The sequence below is a fragment of the Variovorax sp. IB41 genome, assembly GCF_016405905.1.
GTDB lineage: Bacteria > Pseudomonadota > Gammaproteobacteria > Burkholderiales > Burkholderiaceae_C > Variovorax.
Genome location: NZ_JAEFCB010000001.1, coordinates 1,128,051 through 1,152,661 on the forward strand (window position 1 = coordinate 1,128,051; position 24,611 = coordinate 1,152,661).

Here is a 24,611-nt window from a genome sequence, read left to right on the forward strand (position 1 = left end):
ATGGGATGGATCACGCAAGCGCCGTCATGAACGCTGGAGCGCGCGCGGCGCTGCGGACACGGCCGACGCCCTGGGCTTGCGCCGCAGCCGCCGCCAGCCGATCACCACGCCGCTGGCCGAGGCGACCGTGCCGACGATCGACAGCAGCCACACGACGATGTCCCAGGCGGGGCGGTAGTGAATGAGCCACGGAAAATCGAGGCTGTGCGCGGCGTTGAAGAGCCAGCGGCGCAGGCGCGAATTGCTGTCGTTGCTGCCGGCGACCTGGCCGCTGGACGGGTCGATGTAGATCCAGCTGCGCGCGGCATCGTCGAATTCGAGGCGCCAGATGGGCACGGTGCGCTCGCGGTGGTGGCCGTACCAGTGGAAGTCTTCGCGCGTCTGCAGCGTGGCCTGTGTCACGCCGGCGCCGGGGCGAAGTCGGGTGGCGGCGCGCACGATGTCGTCGCGGGCGATCGATGCGGGGGCGCCCGTGGCGGCATCGACCACGCGCACGCGGGCCTCTGCATCGCGCAATTGCAGCAGCGGGCGGCCGTCGAACCACATCGGCAGTGCTTCGCGCGGCGCGGCGGCGCCCTCGCCTGCCGGCAGCTGCGCAGGCGGCCAGGGGAACGGCGATGAACCGGCGCCCGTGTAGCTGGCCATCGCAGCCGCGTCGCCGCGGTTGCGCTCGAACCATTTGTTCGGGTTCATCGAGAGCCAGCCGCTCACGATCCAGGTCAGCACGAAGAAGCCGCCGATGAGGCCGGCGATGTGGTGCCAGGCCATCCACCCCGTGTACGGTGTGACCGCACCGTTGCGGAAGCGCCGGCGCAGCCGGATGCGCAGGATGCCGATGACGATGCCCGTCACCGCCGAGACGATGCAGGCGGCCGAGAGCCACACCACCACGTCGTGCCACAGCGGCGGGTCGGCGCGCAGCGGCGTGAAGTAGATCCAGTGCGGCACGGAGCCCAGCCAGTTCCACAAGCGCTCGGCGCGGTGGGTGTCGCGCACCACTTCGCCGGTGCGCGAGGACACGTAGAGCTCGGTGCCGGCCGCGTCGCCGACCTCGATGCGGTGCAGCGGGCGCAGCGGGTCGAGGCCCTGCGGCACGGTCCACTGGTCGCGCTCCAGCGTCTCGGCCCAGCGCGCGCCGGGCTGGCCCGAGAAGTCGCGGGCGATGGCCTCGGCCTGCGCGGCATCGACCGGCCCGAGCACCCGGCCGTCGCGCGCGGACACCGCATGCCGCCCGCCGCGCGCATCGACGATGCGCCACACGGGCTGCGGATCGGCGCCGCCCTGCGTCTCCAGCGCCATGCGCCGCGGCGGCTGCGCGCGCAGCGCCTCGGGCAACGCATCGAGCGCAGCCGATGGCGCGACCAGCGCCTCGTCGAAACGCACCGGGCGAAGGCCGGCCAGGCGCTCCTCGTCCGTGAGGTTGGGATACCCCACGTACATCATCACCACGCCCGAGACGAACCACATGACGAACAGCAGGCAGCCGCCGATGCCCAGCCACCGGTGCGTCCAGTAGAGCCAGTGGCGGATGCGGGGCCAGGCGCGGCGCCATGCGGACGCCAACAACGACCGTTCGGGTTGAGACTCTCGTTCTGGCCGCGACTCCCCCAACCGTTCGGGCTGAGCTTGTCGAAGCCTCGCGCGGCGCTTCGACAAGCTCAGCGTGAACGGACTTTTATTGTTTGGCACGACTTGAACGCAGCCCGCTGTCAGAAGTTCACCAACGCCGACAGCTCGAACGAGCGCGGCCGGCCCAGCAGCCACTGGTTGCCGCTGTTCGAGAACGACACCGGGTAGGTGCGGTTGGCCAGGTTGTAGGCCCGGAACGCGAGCTTGAGCGACGGGCTCGCCTGCCAGCTCACGCCCGCGTCGGCCACGGTGTAGGAGCCGATCTTGCGCGAGTTGGCCGCATCGACCTGGCGCGGGCCGACGTAGCGCACGCCGAACTCGGCCTCCCACTGCGGCATGAAGCGCCAGTTGAGCCAGAGGTTGGCGGCCTCCTCGGGCACGCCGGCCGGCGTGTTGCCGGCGCGCGAGATGAGCGTGCGGCCCGAGGCCTCGTTGAAGTCGTCGTAGCGCGCGCGCAGCTTGGCCACGTTGGCCTCGATCCGGAGCGTGGAGGTGAGCGCCAGGTCGAGCGTGGCCTCGATGCCTTCGGAGGACTGCTGGCCGATCTGCTGCGTGACGGTCGGGTCGTTGGCGTCGCGCGAGAGCAGCTTTTTCTTCTCGATGCGGTAGGCCGCCACGGTCCAGGCGCCGCGGCCATCGGCCAGCTGGCGCTTGTAGCCGACCTCGACCTGCTTGCCGGTGCTGAGATCAAAGGTGGCCTGCGAGGCCGAGGTGGTGACCAGCGAGCCCAGCGGATCGGCCGCGCGCGCGACCTGCGCGTAGAACGACTGCGACGCATCGGGCGCGTACACCACGCCCAGGCGCCCCGTGCCGTAGACGAAGGTCTTCTGGAAGTTGTTGGCCGCGCTCTGCAAGTCGCTGCGCGCGATCTTCGCGTGGTCCCAGCGCAGGCTCCCGACCACGGACCATTGCTCGTTGAAGGCCAGCTTGTCTTCGGCGAAGAAGGCGTAGGTGCTGGTCCTGGTCTTGTAGCGCGGCGTGTAGGCCACCGGCGAGGCGTAGACGCCGGGGTCGAAGACGAAGGGGTCCACCACCGAGCGGCCGCCGTAGGGTGAGTCGTTGGTGTGCAGGAAGTCGATGCGGTTGGCGTCGAAGCCCACCAGCACCTGGTTCTTCATGCCGAAGAGCGAATGCCTGAAGGTGGCGTCGGTGCGGTTGCCGGTCTGCTCCTGGTCGTGGCCGATTTCCAGGTAATCGCCGCGCGTCACGCGGCGCGTGGTGGCGTTGTAGGTGTAGGTCTCGCTGTTGCGCCAGTGGCGCTTGCTGTCCAGGCGGTAGAGCTGGTTGCGCACGGTGACGGCGTCGTTGGGCATCCACTGCGCGTCGAAGCGGGTCCAGCGGTCGCGGTACTTGATCTCGGCGTCGTCGGGGTTGTAGTTCTGCTCGCGGCTGAGGCTGCTCACGCGACCGTTGATGAGCGGCACGCCGTAGTAGCGCTGCGGCGACTGGCGGCCCTCGTCGTGCGAGAGCGTGAACTGCAGCTGCGGCGATACATCGAGCCGCACCGCGCCGCCCACGGCCAGGCTCTCGGCATCGCCGCGCACCATGAAGCCGTCGGTCTTGCGGTGGCTGATGTCGAAGCGGTAGGAGAGCATGTCGTTGATCGCCCCGCCGCTGCCGAAGGCGACCTGGCGCGTGGCGTCGGAGCCGGCGGTGACGAGCGCCTCGTTCTGGATCGGGCCGCGCGTGGGCTTCTTGGGCACCACGTTGATCGCACCGCCGATGGCGCCCTCGCCGAACATCACCGAGGCGGCGCCGCGCAGCACCTCGATGCGGTCGACCGACCAGGTGTCGAACGGGAAGGTGACGGTGCCCGCGCCCGCGTAGAGGCGCGTGCCGTCGAACAGCTGCATCACCGAGCCATGGCCGCTGAAGCCGCGTGCCGCCAGCGCCGTGCCGCCGTTGCCGGGGCCGGGCGAGCCAGTGATGCCGGTGGCGCGGGTGACGGCATCGATCACCGAGACGTCGCCGCGCGCGCGGATGGTGTCGCCGGTCAGCACCTCGATGCTCGCGGGGGTCTCCAGCGGCGTGAGGCCCAGGCGGCTGCCGGTGTGCGAAGGCTCGTCGATGGCCAGCGGCGAGCGGCGGCTGGCCTCGACCTGCACCGGCGCCAGACCGCTGGTGCCGCGGCTGTCGCCCGCCGCCTCACCCGATTGCGCCAAGGCGCCGCCTGGCGCGAAAGCCAGGCTCAACCCCAATGAAAGACCCGAAAGGCGTGCCCATTGCAGCGGCGCGTCCGTGCGATCGCGCGCCGGCGATGCTTGACCCATGTGACTTCTCCTCGCGGCCTGCGTCCCCGCAGGCTCCTGACCGAATGAGGACGTCGAGGGAGGCGGCTAGCGGGCGGGCCGGTCGCGCGAGGGGCGAAGCGGCTTGCCCGGACCCGCACTCCCGCAGCGTCCGATGGCGGTTGCGAAGGCCGGTATCCGGGCTTGCGGAGCGCTTCGATGGCACTGTGCGTGCGCATCGGAGCCGAAACCCTCGCCTTCCCACGCCGAAGCGCAGTGGCTGCCGATGCCGCAGGGGGCATCGACGCGAGGTTTTCCAGATCCGCTGACCGTTGCGGGGGCAGCGCAGGAATGGATGCGTCCGTGAAGACGCAGCGCACCTGCTTCCCGTTTAACCCCCAGGCCACTGAATGGCATGCGGGGCACCTTCGAACCGTGTGGGTGGTCTTGCTAAGAAAAGCTTACAACCCGACCGGCGGAATTATAGGGAGCGCCCTCGGCGCGAGGACCGCGCGCCCCGCTCGGCGACTTCAGGCGGGTTTTCCTTCGGTGCCGAACAGCCGCCGCATCACCGCGACGCCGGCCACCAGTGCGTTCGAGTAGCTGGCGTAGGGGTCGTGCGCGGCTTCCAACGGCACGTAGACATGACGCTGGTCGCCGGTCGCATCGCCGCCAGCGCCGTCCACGGTTTCTTCCATCAGCACCCAATAGAACTCGCCCACCTCCAGCTCGTGGACGGTCAGCGCGATGTTGCGGGGATGGGGCATGGGGATGCGTTTCATGGCAGCGTATTTCTGTCAATGAATGGGACAAGAGCGCGGTTGACAGCTTCCGGAGCTTCCGGGCTTCTCCTACAGAGCTTGCGCGGGGTGGGAACTAAGGTTGTTTCAGGCACCTTCATCAAAACCAGGAGGCAACATGAAGCACTTCACCCTTGAATCCAACATGCGGGCGAGCATCGGCGGCGCGTTCTATCCGACCGGCTATTCGATGGTGATGTTCCCGAGCGCGGAGGACGCCGACCGCATCGGCCACCGGTTGATCGAAAGCGGCGTGAGCGGCGACGAGGTCTATCTGCTTCCTGCGGCCACGGTGCTGGCGGAAATTTCGCCCACCGTGAGCGACGCCGACAACCCCCTGCCCTCCGCGGGCACCGAGGGCGCCACGGTGCGCGCCTACACCAAGCTCGCGCGCGAAGGCCACACGGGCCTCCTGATCAAGACCCAGAACGAAGAGGCGGCCAACCGCCTGATGGAACTGGTTCGTACCGTCCCCTACTCCATCGCGCAGCGCTACCGCACGCTGGTCATCGAAGACCTCTGAACGGGTAGCGGATCCTTCGGCGCTCAAGCCGGCACGGCCATCGACACCGCGCGCTGCACCACGTCGCGCGCCATGGCCTGGGCCAGTTCGTGCTCGCCGAGGAACACGGTGACCGATGCTTCCTGGGTCAGCAGCTTGGCTTCCTGCTCGTTGTGGCTGCGGATCACGGTCTGGATCGACGGGTTGAGCGTGCGCGCGGTCTCGATCATCTGGCGCACGTTCAGGGTGTCGGGCGTGGCCACCACCAGCACGCGGGCGCGCGCGATGTGCGCCTGGATCAGCACGGCCGGGTCCGCCGCATCGCCCCAGACGGCGGCGACGCCGGCCTCGCGGAGTTTTTCGACCAGTTCGCGGTTCTGCTCGGCCACCACGTAGGGAATGTCGTTCGCTTCGAGCTCGGCCGCGATGCGGCGCCCCACGCGCCCGTAGCCGACCAGCACCACCTGGCGCGAGAGGTAGCGCGCCTCGGTGCTCATCGGCAATTCGGCCAGCGGATCGGTGCGCGATTCGAGCCCGCGCGCGAACGAGGAATGGGCATGCAGCCATTTCTGCAGCGGCGCGATGAGGCTGAACCACAGTGGATTGGTGGCAATGGAAATGAGCGCGCCCGCGAGCACGAGGCTCTGCCCCTCGACCGGCAGCAGCCCGAGCGAAACGCCCAGCCCCGCGAGGATGAACGAGAACTCGCCGATCTGCGCCAGGCTCGCGCTCACCGTGAGCGCCGTGGCCAGCGGGTAGCGAAACACCAGCACCAGCGCGCAGGCCGCGAGCGACTTGCCCAGCACGATCACCCCCACCACCGCGAGCACCTGCAGCGGGCGGTCGATCAGCACCGAGGGATCGAACAGCATGCCCACCGACACGAAGAACAGCACCGCGAACGCATCGCGCAGCGGCAGCGATTCCTGCGCCGCGCGGTGGCTGAACTGCGACTCGCGCATGACCATGCCGGCGAAGAACGCGCCGAGCGCGAACGACACGCCGAAGAGCGCCGCCGAGGCGAAGGCGATGCTCACGGCCGCGGCCACCACGCACAGCGTGAAGAGCTCGCGGGAACCCGTGCGCGTGACCTGCCAGAGGATCCAGGGGAACACGCGCCGGCCCACCACGAGCATCAGCGCGACGAAGCCGCCGACCTGCAGCAGCGTGAGGCCGAGGGTCTGCCAGAGCGGATCGGCGGGGCCGCCGCCGTTGTCGGGGGTGCCGCCGAGCGCGCCGGCCAGCGGCGGCATGAGCACCAGCACGAGCACCATGGCCAGGTCTTCGACGACGAGCCAGCCGATGGCGATGCGGCCGGTGAACGAGTCGAGGATGCCCAGGCTCTCGAGCGCGCGCAGCAGCACGACCGTGCTGGCCACCGAGAGCGCCAGGCCGAACACCAGCGCGGCGCCGGGGCTCCAGCCCCACCAGAGCGCCAGGCCGCCGCCGAGCAGCGTGGCCACGGCGATCTGCGCCAGCGCGCCGGGCAATGCGATCTTGCGCACGGCCAAAAGGTCGTCGAGGGAAAAGTGGAGGCCGACGCCGAACATCAGCAACATGACGCCGATTTCGGCGAGCTGCGCGGCGATGCTTGCATCGGCCACGAAGCCGGGGGTGAAGGGGCCGATGATCACGCCCGCGAGAAGGTACCCCACGAGGGCCGGCAGCCGCAGCTTGGCGGCCAGGAAACCGAACACCAGCGCGAGGCCGAGGCCGGCGGCAATGGTGTTGATGAGGGAGACGCTGTGCGGCATCGTTGCATTTTGCAGGAACGATGCGTGCCCTTTTATTTCACACGGCCTTCTCCAGGGACGTTCTAAGGGACGTTCTGAGGGGCGTTCGGAAGGGGGCATTCAGGGCGGGTGCACAGGCCACCGGGTGTCCCCCTCCGCGAATGTCCCCCGGGCTTCGCCCTCCTCCTTGATTTCGCTGCGGGGGAACACCCGATGCCCTGCGCACTCGGGCACGCCGTGGGCGCGCGCGATGGATGTGCGCGCGGTGGGTCAGCCGACCATCTTGCTGTCGCGGGCGCCTTCGAGCACTTCGGGCTCCTGGGACTCGACCCAGCTCTCGTTGTTCAGGCCCGCCTGCAGCCGCTCGGTGTCCAGTTCGTTGGTCCACTTGGCCACGACGATGGTCGCCACGCCGTTGCCGATCAGGTTGGTCAGCGCGCGCGCTTCCGACATGAAGCGATCGATGCCCAGGATGAGCGCAAGGCCCGCCACCGGCACATGGCCCACCGCCGAGAGCGTGGCCGCCAGCACGATGAAGCCGCTGCCCGTGACGCCCGCCGCGCCCTTGGAGGTGAGCAGCAGCACCGCGAGCAGCGTGATCTCCTGCACCAGCGTCATCGGCGTGTTGGTGGCCTGCGCGATGAACACCGCCGCCATCGTGAGGTAGATCGAGGTGCCGTCCAGGTTGAACGAGTAGCCGGTCGGAATCACCAGGCCCACGCAGGTCTTGTTCGCGCCCAGGTTCTCCATCTTTTCCATCATGCGGGGCAGCACCGATTCGCTGGACGACGTGCCCAGCACGATCAAGAGCTCTTCCTTGATGTACTTGATGAATTTCCAGATGCTGAAGCCGTGGAAGCGCGCAATGAGCCCGAGCACCACGAAGATGAACAAGAGGCAGGTGAGATAGAACGTGCCCATCAGCTTGCCCAGCGAGAACAGGCTGCCCACGCCGTACTTGCCGATGGTGAAGGCCATCGCGCCGAAGGCGCCGATGGGCGCGAGCTTCATGATGTAGTTGACGATGCCGAAGAGCACGTGCGAGCCCTTCTCGATCACGTCGAACACCAGCGTGCCGCGGCCGCCGAACCGGTGCAGCGCAAAGCCGAACAGCACCGCGATCAGCAGCACCTGCAGGATCTCGCCCTTGGCGAAGGCGTCCACGAGGGTGTTGGGGATGATGTTGAGGATGAAGTCGACCGTGCCGGTCATCTTGCCCGGGCCGGTGTAGGCGGCGATGGCCTTGGTGTCCAGCGTGGTCGGGTCGATGTTCATGCCCACGCCGGGCTTGAGCACGTTGACCAGCACGAGGCCCACCACCAGCGCGATGGAGCTCACGACCTCGAAGTACAGGAGCGCCAGGCCCCCGGTCTTGCCGACCTTCTTCATGTCTTCCATGCCGGCGATGCCGACCACCACCGTGCAGAAGATGATCGGCGCGATGATCATCTTGATGAGCTTGATGAAACCGTCGCCCAGAGGCTTCATCGCCTCGCCGGTGGAGGGATAGAAGTAGCCCAGCAGCACGCCGATGATCACTGCGGTGATCACCTGCACGTAGAGGGAGCGGTAGAGCGGGAGCTTCTTGGCGGGTGTGTTTGTTGTGTGTTCCATGACTTGCCTCCGGAAGGGTTGGGAACTGTAGGCCGGGATCAGGTGTTTTCCATTCGTAGAAGCCACATTTTTCCAATGAAAAAACCCGCCGAAGCGGGTTTTTTCATCAGGTTGCGGTCAGCATGCTCAATGCATGTGCAGGCCGCCGTTGACCGAGAAGTCGGCCCCCGTGGAGTAGCCGCCTTCGTCCGTTGCGAGCCACGAGATGATCGAGGCGATCTCGCTCGGCTCGCCCAGGCGCTTGACCGGGATGGTGGCCACGATCTTGTCGAGCACTTCCTGGCGGATGGCCTTGACCATGTCGGTGCCGATGTAGCCCGGGCTCACGGTGTTGACCGTCACGCCCTTGTTGGCCAGCTCCTGCGCCAGCGCCATCGTGAAGCCGTGCATGCCGGCCTTGGCCGCCGAATAGTTGGTCTGGCCCGCCTGGCCCTTGGCACCGTTGACCGAGCTGATGTTGATGATGCGGCCCCAGCCCTTTTCCACCATGTCGCCCACCACCTGCTTGGTGACGTTGAACATGCTGTTCAGGTTGGTCTCGATGACCGCGCTCCAGTCCTCGGGCGTCATCTTGAGGAACATGCGGTCGCGCGTGATGCCCGCGTTGTTCACCAGCACGTCGATGGCGCCATGCGCTGCCTTGGCGGCAGAAAAGGCCTCGACGGTGGATTGCCAGTCGCCGACATTGCCGACGGAGGCGTGGAACTCGAAGCCTTCGGCTTTCTGTTCGGCGAGCCACTTGGCGTGGTCGCGCGTAGGGCCGCAACCGGCGACCACGGTGAATCCGTCCCTGTGCAGACGTTGGCAGATGGCTGTTCCGATGCCACCCATGCCTCCGGTGACATATGCAACTTTCTTGCTCATGAAATTTCCTTGATGTGTGCTTAGCAAAAGCCTGAACGGCCGCCTTCACTCTAGCCATTTTCAGGCCACCGACCTCTGAGGAAAACACTGAGCCAAGCTTGCAACCAGCTGTCACGGCGCGATGCGCGGGTGCAACCTATATGCTCGGGTCTGTACGCTCTTGCAGCGGCCAGGCAGCCAAGGAGTTCGAAAGTATGAATTTCGGGATCATCGTATTCCCCGACGTCGAGGAACTCGACTTCGTCGGGCCCTGGGAAATGCTCACCATGTGGAGCAAGCTCGCGGCGGGCCCGCAGCAGTGCCTCATCGTTGCCGAAAAGCGCGAGCCGGTGGTCTGCGCCAAGGGCCTGTCGATCAATCCGCACGCGTCGTTCGCCGACTGCCCGCCGCTGGACTACCTGCTCGTGCCCGGCGGCATGGGCACGCGGCGCGAGGTCGACAACCCCGCGATGGTGCAGTTCCTCGCCGCGCAGGCGCCGGGCTGCAAGGCGTTGCTCTCGGTATGCACCGGCGCCTTCGTGCTGCAAGCGGCGGGCCTTCTTTCCGGCAAGACCGCGACCACGCACTGGGGCTCGCTCGATCGACTGCGCGCACTCGGCGACGTGAAGGTGGTCGAGCAGCGCTTCGTGCAGGACGGCGACGTGTGGACCTCGGCAGGCGTCTCGGCGGGCACCGACCTGATGCTCGCCTTCATCGCCCACACCGCCGGCGAGGAAGCCGCGGCCAAGGTGCAGTTGCAGGCCGAGTACTACCCGGCGGACACGGTTTACGGCAGCACGGCGAGCCACGAGCGCGCGCCGGCTTATGTGCGGCGGCCGGGCGGCACGCTGCGAAAGACGCCGTGAGCGCCGCACCCTCGCCCGAGCTCGAGCCGCTCGCCGTGCTCGCCGCCCGTGTCGGCGCGACGCTGCGCGAACGGCGGCAGACGGTGGCGGTCGCGGAGTCTTCGGCGGGCGGGCTCGTCTCGGCTGCCCTGCTCGCCATTCCCGGCGCCTCGGCTTTCTTCCTCGGCGGCGCGGTCGTCTATTCGCGTCGCGCCGGAAAGGCGCTGCTGGGCCTCACGCGCGAAGACATCGGTGACATGCGCGGAGAAACCGAGCCCTATGCCCGGTTCATCGCGGCCCGCATCCGCGAGAGCCATCGCGCGACGTGGGGCATCTGCGAGAGCGGCGCGGCCGGGCCTTCGGGCAGCCCCTATGGCGATGCGCCGGGGCATGTGTGCGTGGCTGTCGCAGGCGCGGTCACGCAGAGCCGGACCATCGAGACCGGCGACACCGATCGTCCAGCGAACATGGAGGTGTTCGCGCGGCAGCTCCTCGCGCTGTTCGACGAGACGCTGAAGACGCAAGCCGACGCCGCCTGATTTTTCGCCGACCGCGCTATGCCGCGTGCGGCGAGGTGCTCGAAATCGCGATGCCGGCAAACACCATCAGCAACCCGGCGACGAGGCTCCAGCGCACCGGCTCGTTCATCAGCGCCCACCCCGCGAAGGCGGCGGCGATCGGGTTGACGGTGACCGACAGCGCCACGAGCGTGGGCGTGGTCCTGGCCAGTGCGTACGACCACAGGAAGAAGACGACCGCGCCACCGAATACGCCCAGGTAGGCGATGGCCAGCCACTGCCCGCTGTCGAACGACGCCATCGGTGCGTAGCCGCCGCGCCATGCGCTCACGGCGACCAGGCACAGGGCGCCGCTGCCCATCGCCACCAGCGTGAACGGTATGGGGCCGGTCTCGCGGATCATCGGCCTCGACCAGACGCTGTAGAAGGCCATGCAGAGCGCCGCCCCGAGCATCGTGAGATCGCCGCGCCACGCACCGGCCGGTGCCGCCGCGAGGCCCGAGACCAATGCCATGCCCACGCCGCCCATCGCCAGGAGGACCCCCGCCGATTTGCGCGCCGTGAGCCGCTCCACGCCGAGCAGCGCCGCGATCGCCATCGTGAGCAGCGGCAAGGTCGACAGCGCGAGCGCGCCGCGCGCCGCGGTCGTGAAGTGAAGCGACAGATTGAACAGCACCGGAAACGCAGCGAAGAACAGCAGCCCGAGACCGACCACCTTGGGCATCGCCCGCGGCCGCGGCCAGTTCTGCCGGCGGCGCATCGCCAGGGGCAGCAGCAGCACGAAGCCGATGCCAAAGCGCAGCGAGCCCAGCGCCAATGGATCGATCGCACCCGCGACGAAGCGCGTCGCGCCAATCGCCGCGCCCCCCATGGCGCTGGAGACGATCGCGGCCAGCAAACCCGAAAGAAGTGCGCTCACCGGCATCCTTGTGTCATGTCGAAGCACGATGCTAAATAGCGGGTGTTGATAAAACAAACGAATAAACATGATCAGCTTCATCAGCAAACCCGATGAGCCACGCCGTGCTTGACCCCGAACTGCTGAAGACCTTCGTCACCGTCTCCGAGCAACGCTCGTTCACCCGCGCGGCCGCGCAACTCAACCGGACCCAGTCGGCCGTGAGCATGCAGGTCAAGCGGCTCGAGGAACTGCTGGGCACCGCGCTCTTCGCTCGCACCACCTCGCAGGTGGCGCTCACGCCCAGCGGCGAGGCGCTGCTCGGCTACGCGCATCGCATCCTGGCCTTGCACGACGAAGCGGTGGGCCGCATCCGCCAGCACCAGAACGAAGGGCAGGTGCGGCTGGGCATCATGGACGACTACGGCACGAGCATCGTGCCGCCGCTCCTGGCCAGCTTCGGGCAGCGCTACCCGCGCATCCGCGTGAGCATGGAGACCGGGCTCACCGCGAAGATGACCGAGCGCCTGGGGGAAGATTTCGACCTCGTGATCGCCATGCATCCCAAGGGACAAGGCGGCGGCGACTTTCTCCGGCAGGAGCAGGCGGTGTGGGCGGCCGCGCCCGATCACGTCGTCGACGCGCAGGCGCCGCTGTCCGTCGCGCTCTACCCCTCGGGGTGCCTCTTCCGCGAATGGGCGATGGCGGCGCTGGACAAGGCGCGGCGCCCCTGGCGGCTGGCGTTCGTCAGCCACAGCAGCGCCGCCGTGGAGGCCGTGGTGGCGCAAGGGCTGGCCGTGAGCGTTTTCAAGGCCGGCACCTTTCCGAAGGGGCTTCGCGCGCTGTCCAGGGATGACGGGATGCCACGGCTTCCGCAGGCAGGCATTCGCCTGCATCGCGCACCGGCCCTGACGGAGGCCGGCGCGTTGCTGGCCTCGCACCTGGTCGCGGGCATCCGCCGCGATGCGGGCGCAGCGAACGGCCGCTGAACGGCTGAACGCGCGCGAGGCTGGTCAGTCCGCCTGCACGCCCGCGGCGCGGATCACCTTGCCCCATTTCTCCACCTCCGCCGCCAGGTGCGTGCGCAGGCTCTCGGGGGTCTGCTTGTCCAGCGGCACGATCTCCGAGCTGAGTTCGGCCAGGCGGTGCTTGACCATGTCGTCCTGCAGCGCGGCGCGCAAGGCCACGTTCAGCTTCTCGAGCACGGCCGGCGGCGTGCCCTTGGGCGCGTACACGCCGTGCCACACGCGCACGTCGAAGCCCTTCAGGCCCTGCTCGTCGAGCGTCGGGATGTTGGGCATGCTCGACAGGCGCTTGGGCGTGGTCACGCCGAACACCTTCACGCGGTTGCCGTCCTTGATGACCGGCGCGGTCTGCGTGGTCTGGTCGCACAGAAGGTCGACCTGCCCGCCCATGAGGTCGTTGAGCGCCGGGCCCGCGCCCTTGTAGGGCACCGTCGTCAACTGCACGCCGATCTGGTTCATGAACAGCAGCCCGCACAGCTGCGACACCGCGCCCACACCCGCGTTCGCGAGCGTGACCTTGTCCTTGTTGGCCTTCACGTAGGCCAGCAGTTCGGGGTAGGTGCTGGCGGGAAAGTCCTTGCGCGAGAGCAGCGTCATCGGCACGTCGAGCACCTGGCCGATGTACTCGAAGTCCTTCAGCGGGTCGTAGTTGAGCTTCTTGTAGAGCGCGGGCGCGGTGGCCATGCCCATATGGTGGATGAGGATGGTGTAGCCGTTGGGTGCCGCCCTGGCCACGCGCGCCGGTGCGATGGTGCCGCCCGCGCCCACGGTGTTCTCCACGATCACCGTCTGGCCGAGCGACTTGCCCATGGGAATGGCCAGCATCCGCGCCACCACGTCGGTGGGGCCGCCGGCCGAGTACGGCACGACCAGGGTGATGGGCTTGTCGGGCCATTGCGCCTGTGCGGCGGCCGGCGATTGCGCGGCCATGAGGCACGCGCCCAGCGATGCGGCGATCAGGGTGCGCGTTTTCCAGTTCTTCTTCAGGTTCACTTCTTTGTCTCCTAGGGTTGTCGGATCTGTCTTCTTCGTTCGAAATCAGGGCGGCGGCGATTGCGCATCGAGCGCGACGAGGCGCTCGGCCAGGCGCACCACCGGCGCATCGACCATGCGGCCGTCGAGGCTCACCACGCCGCCGCCCGCGGACCGGATCACCTCGATCACGCGGCGCGCCCATGCGAGCTCGTCGGCGCTCGGGCCGAGCGCGGCGTGCACCGGGGCGACCTGGTCGGGGTGGATGCACAGCTTGGCGCCGAAGCCACCGCGACGCGCACGGGCCGTGTCGGCGGCGAGGCGTTGTGCGTCGCGCCAGTCGGCGGTCACACCATCGATGGGCGCTGGCAAACCGGCGCGGCGCGTGGCCAGCAGCAGTGCGAGACGGACGGGCGCCAGCTCGGCTTCGTCCGCATCGCAGGCCAGGCCGACGTCGGCCTGGAAATCGAGATTGCCGAACGCGAGGCGAAGCACCTGCGGCGCCGCCGCGATTTCGTCGAGCGCGGCGAGGCCCGCCGCCGATTCGATGAGTGGCACCAGCAAGCCCTTGGGACCTACGGCATCAGCCAGTTGCAACAGATCGCCGGCACGCTCGGCCTTGGGCAGCACCACGCCCGCGATCAGGCCTTGCGTGACCAGCGCAGCCGCGGTCTTGCTGTCGTCGTCGTGCCACGGCGTGCCGCTGGCATTGATGCGCACCAGCAGGCGTTGGCGATCCGCTTCGGGCAACGCGGCGAACGACGCTGCAAGGCCTTCACGCGCCGAGGCCTTGCGCTCGGCCGCCACCGCGTCTTCCAGGTCGACGATCACACCGCCCCTGCCCGAGGCCAGCGCGCGCGCATGACGCTCGGGCCGGTCGGCTGGCACGAACAAAAAGGTGCGCGCGAGCGCAAGCGGCGCAGTGCTCAAACCGCCCTCGCCTCGCGCAGCGCCGCGATGTCGGCTTCGCTGCGCCCGAGCGCGCGCAGGATCGCCTCGGTGTGCTCGCCCACGGCGGGAATCGCATCCATGCGGTAGTCGAACGCGCTTTGGCGCCCGGCCGGCAGCAGCGCCGGAATATCGCCGGCCGGCGAGCCCACCTGCCGCCAGCGATCGCGCGCCTGCAATTGCGGATGCGCCCAGAGCCCGGCCATGTCGTTCATGCGCGCGTTGGCGATCTGCGCCGCATCGAGGCGCTCCAGCACCTGCGCCGTGCTCAGCGCGCCGAAGGTCTGCACGATGATCGCGCGCAGCGCCTCGCGGTGTTCGTTGCGCCGTGCGTTGCTGTCGAAGCGCGCATCGGTCGCCAGGCCCGCCTGCAGCAGCACCTTCTCGCAGAAGGTGCGCCACTCGCGCTCGTTCTGCAGGCCCAGCATCACCGTGCCGCCGTCGCCCGCGGGGAACGGGCCGTAGGGGTAGATCGTCGCGTGCGAGGCGGCGCTGCGCGGCGGCGGCGGCGCGCCCTCGTAGGCGTAGTACATCGGGTAGCCCATCCACTCGGCGAGCGATTCCAGCATCGACACGTCGATGTGCGAGCCCTTGCCGGTCTTGCCGCGCTGGAGCAGCGCGGCGAGGATGCCCGTGTACGCATACATGCCCGCCGCGATGTCGGCGATCGAGTTGCCCGACTTGCACGGGTCTTCGGGCGTGCCGGTGACCGAGAGGAAACCCGCTTCGCTCTGGATCAGCAGGTCGTATGCCTTCTTGTCGCGGTACGGGCCGTCTTCGCCGTAGCCCGAGATGTCGCAGACGATGAGCCGCGGGTGCCTGGCCTGCAGCACGTCGGCGCCCAGCCCCATGCGCGCGGCCGCGCCGGGCGCGAGGTTCTGCACCAGCACGTCGGCATCGGCGACCAGCTCCTGCAGCACCGCGAGCGCGGCGGGCTGCTTCAGGTCGAGCGTGAGGCTTTCCTTCGAGCGGTTCACCCACACGAAATGCGAGGCCTCGCCGCCCACGCGGCCGTCGTAGGCGCGCGCGAAGTCGCCCACCTCGGGGCGCTCCACCTTGATGACACGCGCGCCGAGGTCGGCCAGCTGGCGGGTGCAGAACGGCGCGGCGATCGCGTGTTCGAGCGAGATGACGGTGATGCCGTCCAGGGGTCTTGTCATGTCTGTGTGTTCCTCAAGCGAGCACGGCCGTGGCCTGCATCGTGAGCCAGCCGTCGGCGTCTTCGCCCCAGAGGCTGAAGGTCTTGCCATCGGCGCCTGGTTTGCCGTGCACGCGGAACGGCGCGATGTCGAAGGTCGGCCGCACGGCGCGGAATTCGAAGCGCGCGAGCTGCGCGCCCGGCACGTTGCGGCGCAGCAGGTCGACCAGCAGCGTCGCGATCAGCGGGCCGTGCACGATCAGGCCCGGATAGCCCTCGACCCCGGTCACATAGCGCCGGTCGTAGTGGATGCGGTGGCCGTTGAAGGTGAGCGCCGAGTAGCGGAACAGCAGCACGTCGTCGGGCACGATCTCGCGGCTGAAGGCGGCGTCCTGCGGGGCGGGCGTGGGGGGCGGCGCCTTCTCGCAGGGCGCGGCGGCGGCGCGGTAGACGATGTCGTGCTCCTCGGTCAGCGCGAGGCCGCGTTCGTTGCGCACCTCGTGGCGCACGAGCACGAAGACCAGCTCGCCGGTGCGGCCGGCCTTGTGGGTGACCGAGGCGATGGTCGAGGTGCGCTCGATCCTGTCGCCGACCTGCAGCGGGTTGCCCGCCTCCCAGTCCAGGCGCCCGCCCGCCCACATGCGGCGCGGCAGCGGCACGGGCGGCAGGAACCCGCCGCGCTTCGCATGGCCGTCTTCGCCGATCTCCGATTGACGGTGGTGCGGCAGGAAGTAGAGCCAGTGCCAGAGCGCGGGCAGGCGCGTGCCGGCGGCGGGCGGCGCATCGTCGCGGTCGAGCGTGGCGGAGAGCGCGCGCACGGGCGCGGCGGTGATGTCGTCGGCCAGCGTTTCGCTGCGGCCTTGCCAGGCCTGCAGTTTCGCGAGCGCGTCGGCGTCGATCGGTGGGGAAAAAGTGTTGTCTTGCATTCGGTCTCGGAGGCGTTCGTTCATAAGGATTCCCGATCGGTCACGAACCGTTCGGGCTGAGCTTGTCGAAGCCTTGCGCAGCGCTTCGACAAGCTCAGCGTGAACGGCTGTTGTTGAACCACGTTCGGCATCAATCGACCGCCGCGCCCGAGGCCTTGACGATGCGCGCCCACTTGGCGAGGTCGTCCTGCAGCAGCTTGGTGAATTGTTCGGGGGTTGTGGGCGCCGCGATCTCGACGCCTTGCTGGTCCAGCTTGTCGCGCAGGTCCTTCGCGGCGAGCGCCTTGCGCGTCGCGTCCTGCAGCGTGGCGAGCACGTCGGCCGGCACGCCCGCGGGCGCGAAGAGGCCGATCCACAGCGTGCCGTTGTAGCCAGGGACCGCCTCGGCGATGGTGGGCACGTCAGGCAGCACCGGCGAGCGCTTGTCGCCGCTCACGGCCAATGCGCGCAGCTTGCCGGCCTTGATGTGCGAGAGCGCCGAGGGCAGGCTCGCGAACACGATCGGCAGTTGCCCGCCCAGCACGTCGTTGAGCGCGGGCGCCACGCCCTTGTAGGGCACGTGCTGCAGCGAGATGCCGGCCATGCTGTTGAGCATTTCGCCCAGCAGGTGGTTGAGCGTGCCGTTGCCGGCCGAGGCGTATTGGTAGTTCGCGCCCTTCTCCCGTGCGAGCTTCAGGAATTCGGCGAAGTTCTTCGCGGGGAACGAGGGGTTGACCAGCAGCACGTTGGGCACGGCGCCGACGAGGCCGACGGGCTTGAAGTCCTTCACCGGATCGAAGCCCGGGTTCTTGTAGAGCGCGGGGTTGATCGCCTGGCTGCTGCTGATGGTCATGAGCAGCGTGTAGCCGTCCTTCGGGCCCTTGGCGACCATCTGCGTGCCGATGTTGCCGCCCGCGCCGGGGCGGTTGTCGACGACCACGCTGGCGTTGTTCATCACCTCGCCGAGCTTCTGGCCGACCAGGCGGCCGACGATGTCGTTGGTGCCGCCCGCGGCCTGCGGCACGACGAGCGTGATGGGGCGCGAGGGATAAGAGGAATGGGGCTGTGCGGTGGCGGGGTTCGCGGCGACCAGCGAGGCCGCGGCGAGCGAAAGAAGCGCGAGGGCGCGGAATGTCATCGTCTTTGTCTCCATGACCGCATGGTCGTGCGCCACGGCAGCGCGCGCAATCTGCGATTTCGGAACCCAGGCTTCTGAATTTCCGAAGGCTAGGGCTACGATGCGCCATGCTTTTCGACTTGACCGACCTGCGTCTTTTCGTCGCCACCGCCGAGCTCGGCAACCTCACGCGGGCGGCCGAGCGGCAGCACCTGTCGCTGGCCGCGGCCAGCGCGCGCATCAAGGCGCTGGAGACGCAAGCCGGCCTGCAGCTGCTGCAGCGCGAAGCGCGCGGCGTGCGCCTGCTGCCGCCGGGCGAAGCCTTTCTTCACCACGCGCGCCTCGTGCTCCACCAGACCGAACAGTTGCGCGACGACCTGCTCGAATACGGCGGGGGCCTGCGCGGCCACCTGCGCGTGTTCGCCAACACCACCGCGGTGACCGATTTCCTGCCCGAGATCCTGCCGGGCTTTCTTGCGCGCAACCCGCGCATCAACGTCGACCTTCAGGAAAAACCGAATGCTCAGATCCCGCGCGGCGTGCTCGACGGCCGCGCCGACATCGGCATCGTCGCGGGCCGCGTCGACACGCTGGGGCTGGAGGCGATCCACTTCAGCACCGACCGGCTGGTGCTGGTCACCTCGCGCAAGCACCGCTTCGCCAAGCGCCGAAGGATTTCATTCGCCGAGACGCTCGATGAAGACGCCATCGGCATGCAGCAAGGCAGCACGCTGCAGACCTTTCTCGCGCAGATCACCGACAACCTGGGCAAGCGCCAGAAGCTGCGCATCCAGCTGGGCAGCTTCGATGCGATGTGCCGGATGATCGGTAGCGGCGTGGGCATCGGCGTGGTGCCCGAGTCGGCCGCGCGGCGCAACCGGGAGAGCATGCAGCTTGCGCTGATCGACCTGAGCGATGCGTGGTGCGTGCGGGAGCGGTACCTGCTGGTGCGCAGCCGGGCAGCGCTGCCGGTGTATGCACAGGCGCTGGTGGACACGCTGTGCCGGCACTACGCGGCAGAGGTGCCGCCGGCCTGAGACGGGCTTCCGGGCAACGCCCAAGTCCCCCCGCGTTGCGGGTGGTTGCATCGGCAACGAGCCGGTCGCCCTAGCATGCGGGCGCATGGCACATCTGCTCCCGCTGACCATCCTCCTGGTCGTCTGCATCGCCTTCCCGATCGGCCTCGCATGGCGGATCGCCAAACTGGACGAGGCATCGCGCGGCGCCTGGGCGCTGAAGGCCGCGGACAGCCTCTTCTTCTTCGGCCTGATCCTGCTCGCGGGACGCTGGGACATCGCGGGGCTCTGGACGCGGGGCGTGCTCGTCGTGCTGGTGCTGCTCGCGTTCGCCGCTTCATGGTGGCGGCATGCGCGCCGGCCGTGGGCGCTGGCGCGGCCGCTGTGGCGCGCGCACGGGGTGACGCTGGTCTCGCTGGTTTTCTACGCGACGGCCTTCGGTTACCTCGCCGCCGGCCTCGCACCCGCGGGATCGCCGACCTCGCTCGCGTTCCCGCTCGAAGGCGGCCGCTTCGTGGTCGCGCAAGGCGGGAACCGCACGCTGCTGAACCATCACCATGCGCACCGCCGCCAACGGTATGCGAGCGACATCGTGGCCGTCGGCCCCGCGGGGTTTCGCGCAATCGGCGTCGCGCCCGCCGACCTGTCGCGCTACGCGGTGCATGGCGCGAAGGTGGTGAGCCCCTGCACGGGCACGGTGGCGAGCGTGCGGGATGGGCTGCCCGACCTGGCGCCGCCCCGGCGCGACAAGGCCAACGCTTCGGGCAACCACGTCGTGATCCGCTGCGACGCGCTCGAGGTCGAGCTCGCTCACCTCCGGCAAGGCAGCGTCGTGCACAAAGCGGGCGATGCGCTGACCGTGGGCCAGCGCGTGGGGGCCGTGGGCAACTCGGGCAACACCACCGAGCCCCATCTGCACATTCACGCGGTGGACGCGGTCACGGGAGAGGCAGTGGAAATCGCGTTCGACGGCAAGGTGCCGGTGCGCAACCGGATCTTCGAGCGCTGAGGCGCTGCCGGTCGCGCCAGAGGCCTTTTCTCGTGGTATTGCGCCAACTTGCAGGCCGGACCTCAGGCCCGCGATCTCATCCCCATTTTCTGTGCACAACTTTGGGGACAACTCACGTGGAGCCTTGTAAAACGGATTTAACTCGTTGTTCTACAAAGGGATTCCACACTTTGCTCAAAAATCAGGCGGTGAACAAGTCGGGCCGCGGTGTTCAGTCTGGCGCTGTGAGCTTGTCCTGCGTCCGGGTGTCGAAATCGCCGGCGTCATGGCGCTCGTGCAGTTGGCTTTCGGGCTGGCCCCAGGCGCGATTGACCATGCGGCCGCGCTGCGCGGCGGGACGTTGCGCAATCTCGTCGTTCCAGCGCAGCACGTTCTTGTACTCGCTCACCTGCAGGAACTCGCCCGACTCGTAGAGCTGCCCCTTGGCGAGCGCGCCGTACCAGGGCCAGACGGCGATGTCGGCGATCGAGTAGTCGTCGCCGGCCAGGTAGCGGCTCTCGGCCAGGCGACGGTCGAGCACGTCGAGCTGGCGCTTCACTTCCATCGCGAAGCGGTCGATGGCGTATTCGATCTTCGTCGGGGCATAGGCATAGAAGTGTCCGAATCCGCCGCCCAGGTACGGCGCGCTGCCCATCTGCCAGAAGAGCCACGACAGGCATTCGGCGCGCGCCGCGCGCTCGGTCGGAAAGAACGCGCCGCCGAATTTCTCCGCGAGGTACTGCAGGATCGCGCCGGACTCGAATACCCGGATCGGCGCGGCGCCGCTGCGGTCCATCAGCGCGGGGATCTTGGAATTGGGGTTCACCGCCACGAAGCCGCTGCCGAACTGGTCGCCCTCGCTGATGCGGATCAGCCAGGCGTCGTACTCGGCGCCCGCGTGGCCGAGCGCCAGCAATTCCTCGAGCATCACCGTCACTTTCACGCCATTGGGCGTCGCGAGCGAATAGAGTTGCAGCGGGTGCTTGCCCACCGGCAGATCTTTCTCATGGGTGGAACCTGCGATGGGGCGGTTGATGTTCGCGAAGCGGCCGCCGCTTTCCTTGTTCCAGGACCAGACGGTGGGCGGCGTGTAGGCGGTCGTGCCATTCATGCGATGAGTTCCGAAAGTTGACAGACGATGATCATTCTCTATGACTGCGCCACGGCGCCGAGTCCGCGGCGCGCCCGCATCCTGCTTGCGGAGAAGGGCATTGCCCACGAGACGGTGCAGGTCGATCTGGTTCGTGGTGAGCAATTGGGCGAGGCCTACCGCGCGATCAATCCGCAATGCACGGTGCCGGCGCTGCGCACCGAAGAAGACGGCCTGCTGACGGACAACGCCGCCATCGCGGCCTGGCTGGAAGCGCAGTACCCCGAACCGCCGCTCATGGGCCGCACGCCCGCCGAAAAGGCGGAGATCGCCAGCTGGAACTGGCGCATCGAGTTCGAGGGTTTGCTGCCGATCGCCGAGGCGCTGCGCAACGGCTCGCCGGCCATGGCCGACCGGGCCTTGCCCGGCCCCGTGAACTACGCGCAGATTCCGGAACTGGCGCAGCGCGGGCTCGCGCGCGTGCAGCACTTCTTCCAGACGCTGAACGACCGGCTGGCCGGCCGCGAATTCATCGCGACCGACCGCTTCAGCCTGGCCGACATCACCGCCGTGGTGGCAGTGGATTTCGCGCGCGTGGTGCGCATCAAGCCCGGGGAGCAGCACCCCGAGCTCGTGCGCTGGCGCGCTGCGATGGCCGAGCGGCCGTCGATGTCGCGCTGAGCGGCAACGACGGCGCGCTGGGCGCCGCGGCGATCAACGCTCGATGGTGAGCGCCACGCCCATGCCGCCGCCGATGCACAGCGAGGCAATGCCCTTCTTTGCGTTCTGGCGCTGCATCTCGTGCAGCAGCGTCACCAGGATGCGGCAGCCCGACGCGCCGATCGGGTGGCCGATGGCGATGGCGCCGCCGTTCACGTTGACCTTGTTCACGTCCCAGCCCATTTCGCGGTTCACCGCGCAGGCCTGCGCGGCGAAGGCTTCGTTGATCTCGAGCAGGTCGAGGTCGGCGGCCTTCCAGCCGGCGCGCTGCAGCGCCTTGGTCGATGCAGGCACCGGGCCCATGCCCATGATGGCCGGATCGAGGCCCGCGGTGGCGTAGCTGGCGATGCGGCCGAGCGGCTTCAGGCCCAGTGCGGCGGCCTTCTTGGCCGTCATCACCATCACGGCGGCAGCGCCGTCGTTCAGGCCCGAGGCATTGCCCGCGGTCACGCCGCCGGCCTTGTCGAAGGCGGGGCGAAGGCCCGCCAGGCCTTCGGCGTTGGTCTTGCGGTTGATGAACTCGTCCTGGCTGAAGACGATCGGATCGCCTTTCTTCTGCGGAATGCTCACGCCGACGATCTCGTCCTTGAACTTGCCGGCGTCCTGCGCGGCGGCGGCCTTGGTCTGGCTGGCGAGGGCCAGTTCATCCTGCGCGGCGCGGTCGATGCCGTACTTCTTGGCCACGTTCTCGGCGGTGATGCCCATGTGGTACTGGTTGTAGACGTCCCACAGGCCGTCCACGATCATGGTGTCGACCAGCTTCCAGTCGCCCATGCGCTGGCCGTTGCGCGAGTTGGGCAGCACGTGCGGTGCGGCGCTCATGTTTTCCTGGCCGCCGGCGATGACGATCTCGCTGTCGCCCGTGGCCACGGCTTGCGCCGCGAGCATCACGGCCTTCAGGCCCGAGCCGCACACGGCGTTGATGGTGAGCGCCGGCGTTTCCTTGGCGCCGCCGCTCTTGAGCCACGCCTGGCGCGCGGGGTTCTGGCCGGCACCGGCCGCCAGCACCTGGCCCATGATGGCCTCGCCGACCTGCTCGGCCGAAAGGTTGGCGCGCGCAATCACTTCCTTGATGACCAGGGCCCCCAGCTCGGTGGCTGCAATGCCGGCGAGCGAGCCGCCGAATTTGCCGACCGGCGTGCGTGCGGCCGAAACGATGACGATGTCTTCCATGAGGTTCTCCGTTGAAGTGATGTTGAAGTCGTGGTTGTTGTGCGGTCGGGTCAGGCCCTGGCCTTGACGTAGCGTCCCGGTGCCGGCTCGATGGCCTTGTAGACCTTGCCGTTGCCGTAGCCCTTGGGCGCGGCCACCTGCTTGCCCGCGTGGCCCTTGAGCCATTGTGCCCAGTCGGTCCACCAGCTGCCGGGGTGCTCGGTCGCACCCGTGAGCCACTCGGCCTGTGTCTTGGGAAACCTGCCGTCGTCGCGAATCCAGTGGCTGCGCTTTTTCTTGGCGGGCGGATTGATCACGCCCGCGATATGGCCCGAGGCACCCATCACGAAGCGCTTCTTGCCCGGCAAGAGTTGCGTCGATGCATAGGCGCCGCCGATCGGCACGATGTGGTCTTCGCGCGAGCCGTAGATGTAGACCGGGATGTCGATCTTTCCGAGGTCGACCTTCTGGCCGCACACCGTGAGCGCATTGGGCTTGGCGAGCTTGTTCTCGTGGTACGTGTTGCGCAGGTACCAGGCGTAGAACGGCCCCGGCAGGTTGGTGGCGTCGCTGTTCCAGTACAGCAGGTCGAAGGGCGGCGGCGTCTCGCCCTTGAGGTAATTGCCGACCACGTAGTTCCACACGAGGTCGTTGGGGCGCAGGAAACTGAAGGTCGAGGCCAGGTCGCCGCCGGGCAGCAACCCGCCCTTGCCCAGTTGCATTTCGCGGTACGCGACCATCGTCTCATCCACGAAGATATCGAGGATGCCGGTGTCGCTGAAGTCCAGGAACGTCGTGAGCAGCGTGACCGACGCAGCGGGCTTTTCGCCACGCCCCGCGAGCACTGCCAACGCGGTGCTCAGGATGGTGCCGCCGACGCAGAAACCCAGCGCATTGATCTGCTTGCTCCCGCTGATGTCCTGCACCGTGTGGATCGCCTGGATCGCGGCGTTCTCGATGTAGTCGTCCCAGGTCGCCTGGGCGAGCGATTCGTCGGGGTTGCGCCAGCTCACCACGAACACGCGATGGCCCTGCTCGTTCGCATAGCGGATCAGCGAGTTCTCGGGCTGCAGGTCCAGGATGTAGAACTTGTTGATGCACGGCGGCACCAGCAAGAAGGGCCGCTCGTACACCTTGGCGGTGAGCGGCTTGTATTCGAGCAGCTGGAAGAACTCGTTCTCGAACACCACCGCGCCCTCGGTGGTGGCCACGTTGCGCCCCACTTCGAAGGCACTCTCGTCGGTCATGCTCAGGTGGCCCTGCTTCACATCGTTGAGCAGGTTCTGGATGCCCTTGGCGATGCTCTCGCCCTGCGAGTCGATGGCCTTCTTCTGCGCCTCGGCGTTGAAGGCGAGCGAGTTGCTGGGCGACGAGGCCGCCATCCATTGCTCGACCGCGAAGCGCAGGCGCGCCTTGGTCTTTTCGTCGGCATCGATGGCCTCGGCCATGCTGAGCATCGTGCGGCCGTTGAGCAGGTACACGGCGGCCGAGAAGGCTGCGAGCGGGTTGCTGCCCCACGCATCGGATGCGAAGCGCTTGTCGCCTTCGGGCTTCGCCTGGAAGCCCTGGCCCCAGAGCGCGGTGGCCTCCGCGACGTACTGCTGCTGGATCGATTGGAGTTTCTGCGGGTCGATGGCGATCTTCGGCAGATCGGGCATCCTGGCGCCCGGCATCTGCGGCATCTGCGGCATCTGCGGCATCTGCCACAGCGGGCTGCCGCCGACATCGAAGGCCGAGGCCCCCTTCGCGGCGGACTGCTGGAACGATGCCAGCGCCTGGGTCCATCCCTCGGAAAGTGCCTGCTGGAAGGGCGCGAATGCATCCGCCCCCGTCGCTTGTTGCTTCATCATGTCTCCTGGTCCTCGCCTGAATCGAATCCGGATGGGTGCGTGTTTTGAGTATCCTGCATTCGCACGGCACCGACAACGCC

At 68.1% G+C, this 24,611-nt stretch carries 22 protein-coding genes and 1 riboswitch; of the genes, 7 read left to right on the top strand and 15 right to left on the bottom strand.

Going from position 1 to position 24,611, the window contains the following annotated elements:
• Window positions 1-24: 24 nt before the first annotated feature.
• The 3 genes from JC881_RS05285 to JC881_RS05295 form a co-directional block, all read right to left on the bottom strand.
• Window positions 25-1,563 carry a PepSY domain-containing protein gene (locus JC881_RS05285; RefSeq protein ID WP_198784604.1) on the bottom strand — a complete coding sequence of 513 codons (1,539 nt, stop codon included), beginning with the start codon at window positions 1,561-1,563 and terminating at the stop codon, window positions 25-27.
• 146 nt (window positions 1,564-1,709) lie between these two features.
• On the bottom strand, window positions 1,710-3,899 hold the full coding sequence (locus tag JC881_RS05290) for a TonB-dependent receptor (RefSeq protein WP_198784605.1): 2,190 nt from the start codon (window positions 3,897-3,899) through the stop codon (window positions 1,710-1,712).
• 130 nt (window positions 3,900-4,029) lie between these two features.
• A riboswitch (cobalamin riboswitch) is annotated at window positions 4,030-4,301 on the bottom strand.
• A gap of 86 nt (window positions 4,302-4,387) precedes the next feature.
• Window positions 4,388-4,639 carry a hypothetical protein gene (locus JC881_RS05295; RefSeq protein ID WP_198784606.1) on the bottom strand — a complete coding sequence of 84 codons (252 nt, stop codon included), beginning with the start codon at window positions 4,637-4,639 and terminating at the stop codon, window positions 4,388-4,390.
• A 136-nt stretch (window positions 4,640-4,775) separates the two neighbouring features.
• On the opposite strand from JC881_RS05295, the gene JC881_RS05300 reads away from it, so the two are divergent.
• A complete protein-coding gene (locus JC881_RS05300) occupies window positions 4,776-5,180 on the top strand; it encodes a hypothetical protein (protein ID WP_198784607.1) in 405 nt (134 codons plus the stop codon).
• Between the two features lie 23 nt (window positions 5,181-5,203).
• Here the strand turns inward: JC881_RS05300 and ybaL are convergent, their stop codons facing one another.
• The 3 genes from ybaL to phbB all read right to left on the bottom strand — a co-directional run bounded on the left by ybaL (window position 5,204) and on the right by phbB (window position 9,370).
• The gene (gene ybaL / locus JC881_RS05305; RefSeq protein ID WP_198784608.1) at window positions 5,204-6,913 is read right to left on the bottom strand and encodes a YbaL family putative K(+) efflux transporter; all 1,710 of its coding nucleotides are present in this window, start codon (window positions 6,911-6,913) and stop codon (window positions 5,204-5,206) included.
• Window positions 6,914-7,162: 249 nt separating this feature from the next.
• On the bottom strand, window positions 7,163-8,506 hold the full coding sequence (locus tag JC881_RS05310; protein WP_198784609.1) for a dicarboxylate/amino acid:cation symporter: 1,344 nt from the start codon (window positions 8,504-8,506) through the stop codon (window positions 7,163-7,165).
• 126 nt (window positions 8,507-8,632) lie between these two features.
• Window positions 8,633-9,370 (bottom strand): acetoacetyl-CoA reductase, encoded by a 738-nt coding sequence (phbB, locus tag JC881_RS05315; RefSeq protein ID WP_093431499.1) that lies wholly within the window; start codon window positions 9,368-9,370, stop codon window positions 8,633-8,635.
• A 194-nt stretch (window positions 9,371-9,564) separates the two neighbouring features.
• Here phbB and JC881_RS05320 point away from each other — a divergent pair, with 194 nt between their 5' ends.
• The gene (locus tag JC881_RS05320) at window positions 9,565-10,215 is read left to right on the top strand and encodes a DJ-1/PfpI family protein (protein ID WP_198784610.1); all 651 of its coding nucleotides are present in this window, start codon (window positions 9,565-9,567) and stop codon (window positions 10,213-10,215) included.
• Window positions 10,212-10,733, top strand: a complete 522-nt coding sequence (locus JC881_RS05325) for a CinA family protein (protein ID WP_198784611.1) — start codon at window positions 10,212-10,214, stop codon at window positions 10,731-10,733. The genes JC881_RS05320 and JC881_RS05325 overlap by 4 nt, the downstream gene beginning before the upstream one ends.
• A gap of 16 nt (window positions 10,734-10,749) precedes the next feature.
• Here JC881_RS05325 and JC881_RS05330 read toward each other — a convergent pair whose 3' ends face one another.
• Window positions 10,750-11,631, bottom strand: coding sequence for a DMT family transporter (locus tag JC881_RS05330; protein ID WP_332875192.1), 882 nt, complete (start codon window positions 11,629-11,631; stop codon window positions 10,750-10,752).
• A 104-nt stretch (window positions 11,632-11,735) separates the two neighbouring features.
• Here JC881_RS05330 and JC881_RS05335 point away from each other — a divergent pair, with 104 nt between their 5' ends.
• Window positions 11,736-12,599, top strand: coding sequence for a LysR substrate-binding domain-containing protein (locus tag JC881_RS05335; protein ID WP_332875193.1), 864 nt, complete (start codon window positions 11,736-11,738; stop codon window positions 12,597-12,599).
• 24 nt (window positions 12,600-12,623) lie between these two features.
• Here JC881_RS05335 and JC881_RS05340 read toward each other — a convergent pair whose 3' ends face one another.
• The 5 genes from JC881_RS05340 to JC881_RS05360 form a co-directional block, all read right to left on the bottom strand.
• A complete protein-coding gene (locus JC881_RS05340) occupies window positions 12,624-13,565 on the bottom strand; it encodes a tripartite tricarboxylate transporter substrate-binding protein (protein WP_233101619.1) in 942 nt (313 codons plus the stop codon).
• 108 nt (window positions 13,566-13,673) lie between these two features.
• Window positions 13,674-14,537: an HpcH/HpaI aldolase/citrate lyase family protein gene (locus JC881_RS05345; protein ID WP_198784615.1), complete on the bottom strand. Its 864-nt coding sequence runs from the start codon at window positions 14,535-14,537 to the stop codon at window positions 13,674-13,676.
• A complete protein-coding gene (locus tag JC881_RS05350) occupies window positions 14,534-15,715 on the bottom strand; it encodes a CaiB/BaiF CoA transferase family protein (RefSeq protein WP_198784616.1) in 1,182 nt (393 codons plus the stop codon). The genes JC881_RS05345 and JC881_RS05350 overlap by 4 nt, the downstream gene beginning before the upstream one ends.
• Before the next feature lie 13 nt (window positions 15,716-15,728).
• Entirely contained in the window at window positions 15,729-16,619 is an 891-nt protein-coding gene (locus tag JC881_RS05355) for an FAS1-like dehydratase domain-containing protein (RefSeq protein WP_198784617.1), read from the bottom strand.
• 130 nt (window positions 16,620-16,749) lie between these two features.
• On the bottom strand, window positions 16,750-17,736 hold the full coding sequence (locus JC881_RS05360) for a tripartite tricarboxylate transporter substrate binding protein (protein WP_198784618.1): 987 nt from the start codon (window positions 17,734-17,736) through the stop codon (window positions 16,750-16,752).
• Between the two features lie 107 nt (window positions 17,737-17,843).
• Between JC881_RS05360 and JC881_RS05365 the strand changes: the two genes are divergently transcribed.
• Window positions 17,844-18,752, top strand: a complete 909-nt coding sequence (locus JC881_RS05365) for a LysR family transcriptional regulator (RefSeq protein WP_198784619.1) — start codon at window positions 17,844-17,846, stop codon at window positions 18,750-18,752.
• An 85-nt stretch (window positions 18,753-18,837) separates the two neighbouring features.
• Window positions 18,838-19,740, top strand: a complete 903-nt coding sequence (locus JC881_RS05370) for a M23 family metallopeptidase (protein WP_198784620.1) — start codon at window positions 18,838-18,840, stop codon at window positions 19,738-19,740.
• 211 nt (window positions 19,741-19,951) lie between these two features.
• Here the strand turns inward: JC881_RS05370 and yghU are convergent, their stop codons facing one another.
• On the bottom strand, window positions 19,952-20,830 hold the full coding sequence (gene yghU / locus JC881_RS05375; protein WP_198784621.1) for a glutathione-dependent disulfide-bond oxidoreductase: 879 nt from the start codon (window positions 20,828-20,830) through the stop codon (window positions 19,952-19,954).
• Between the two features lie 27 nt (window positions 20,831-20,857).
• On the opposite strand from yghU, the gene JC881_RS05380 reads away from it, so the two are divergent.
• On the top strand, window positions 20,858-21,490 hold the full coding sequence (locus tag JC881_RS05380; protein WP_198784622.1) for a glutathione S-transferase family protein: 633 nt from the start codon (window positions 20,858-20,860) through the stop codon (window positions 21,488-21,490).
• 33 nt (window positions 21,491-21,523) lie between these two features.
• Here JC881_RS05380 and JC881_RS05385 read toward each other — a convergent pair whose 3' ends face one another.
• Both JC881_RS05385 and phaC read right to left on the bottom strand, forming a co-directional pair.
• The gene (locus JC881_RS05385; protein WP_198784623.1) at window positions 21,524-22,702 is read right to left on the bottom strand and encodes an acetyl-CoA C-acetyltransferase; all 1,179 of its coding nucleotides are present in this window, start codon (window positions 22,700-22,702) and stop codon (window positions 21,524-21,526) included.
• 50 nt (window positions 22,703-22,752) lie between these two features.
• Window positions 22,753-24,528 (bottom strand): class I poly(R)-hydroxyalkanoic acid synthase, encoded by a 1,776-nt coding sequence (phaC, locus tag JC881_RS05390; RefSeq protein ID WP_198784624.1) that lies wholly within the window; start codon window positions 24,526-24,528, stop codon window positions 22,753-22,755.
• Window positions 24,529-24,611: the final 83 nt, after the last annotated feature.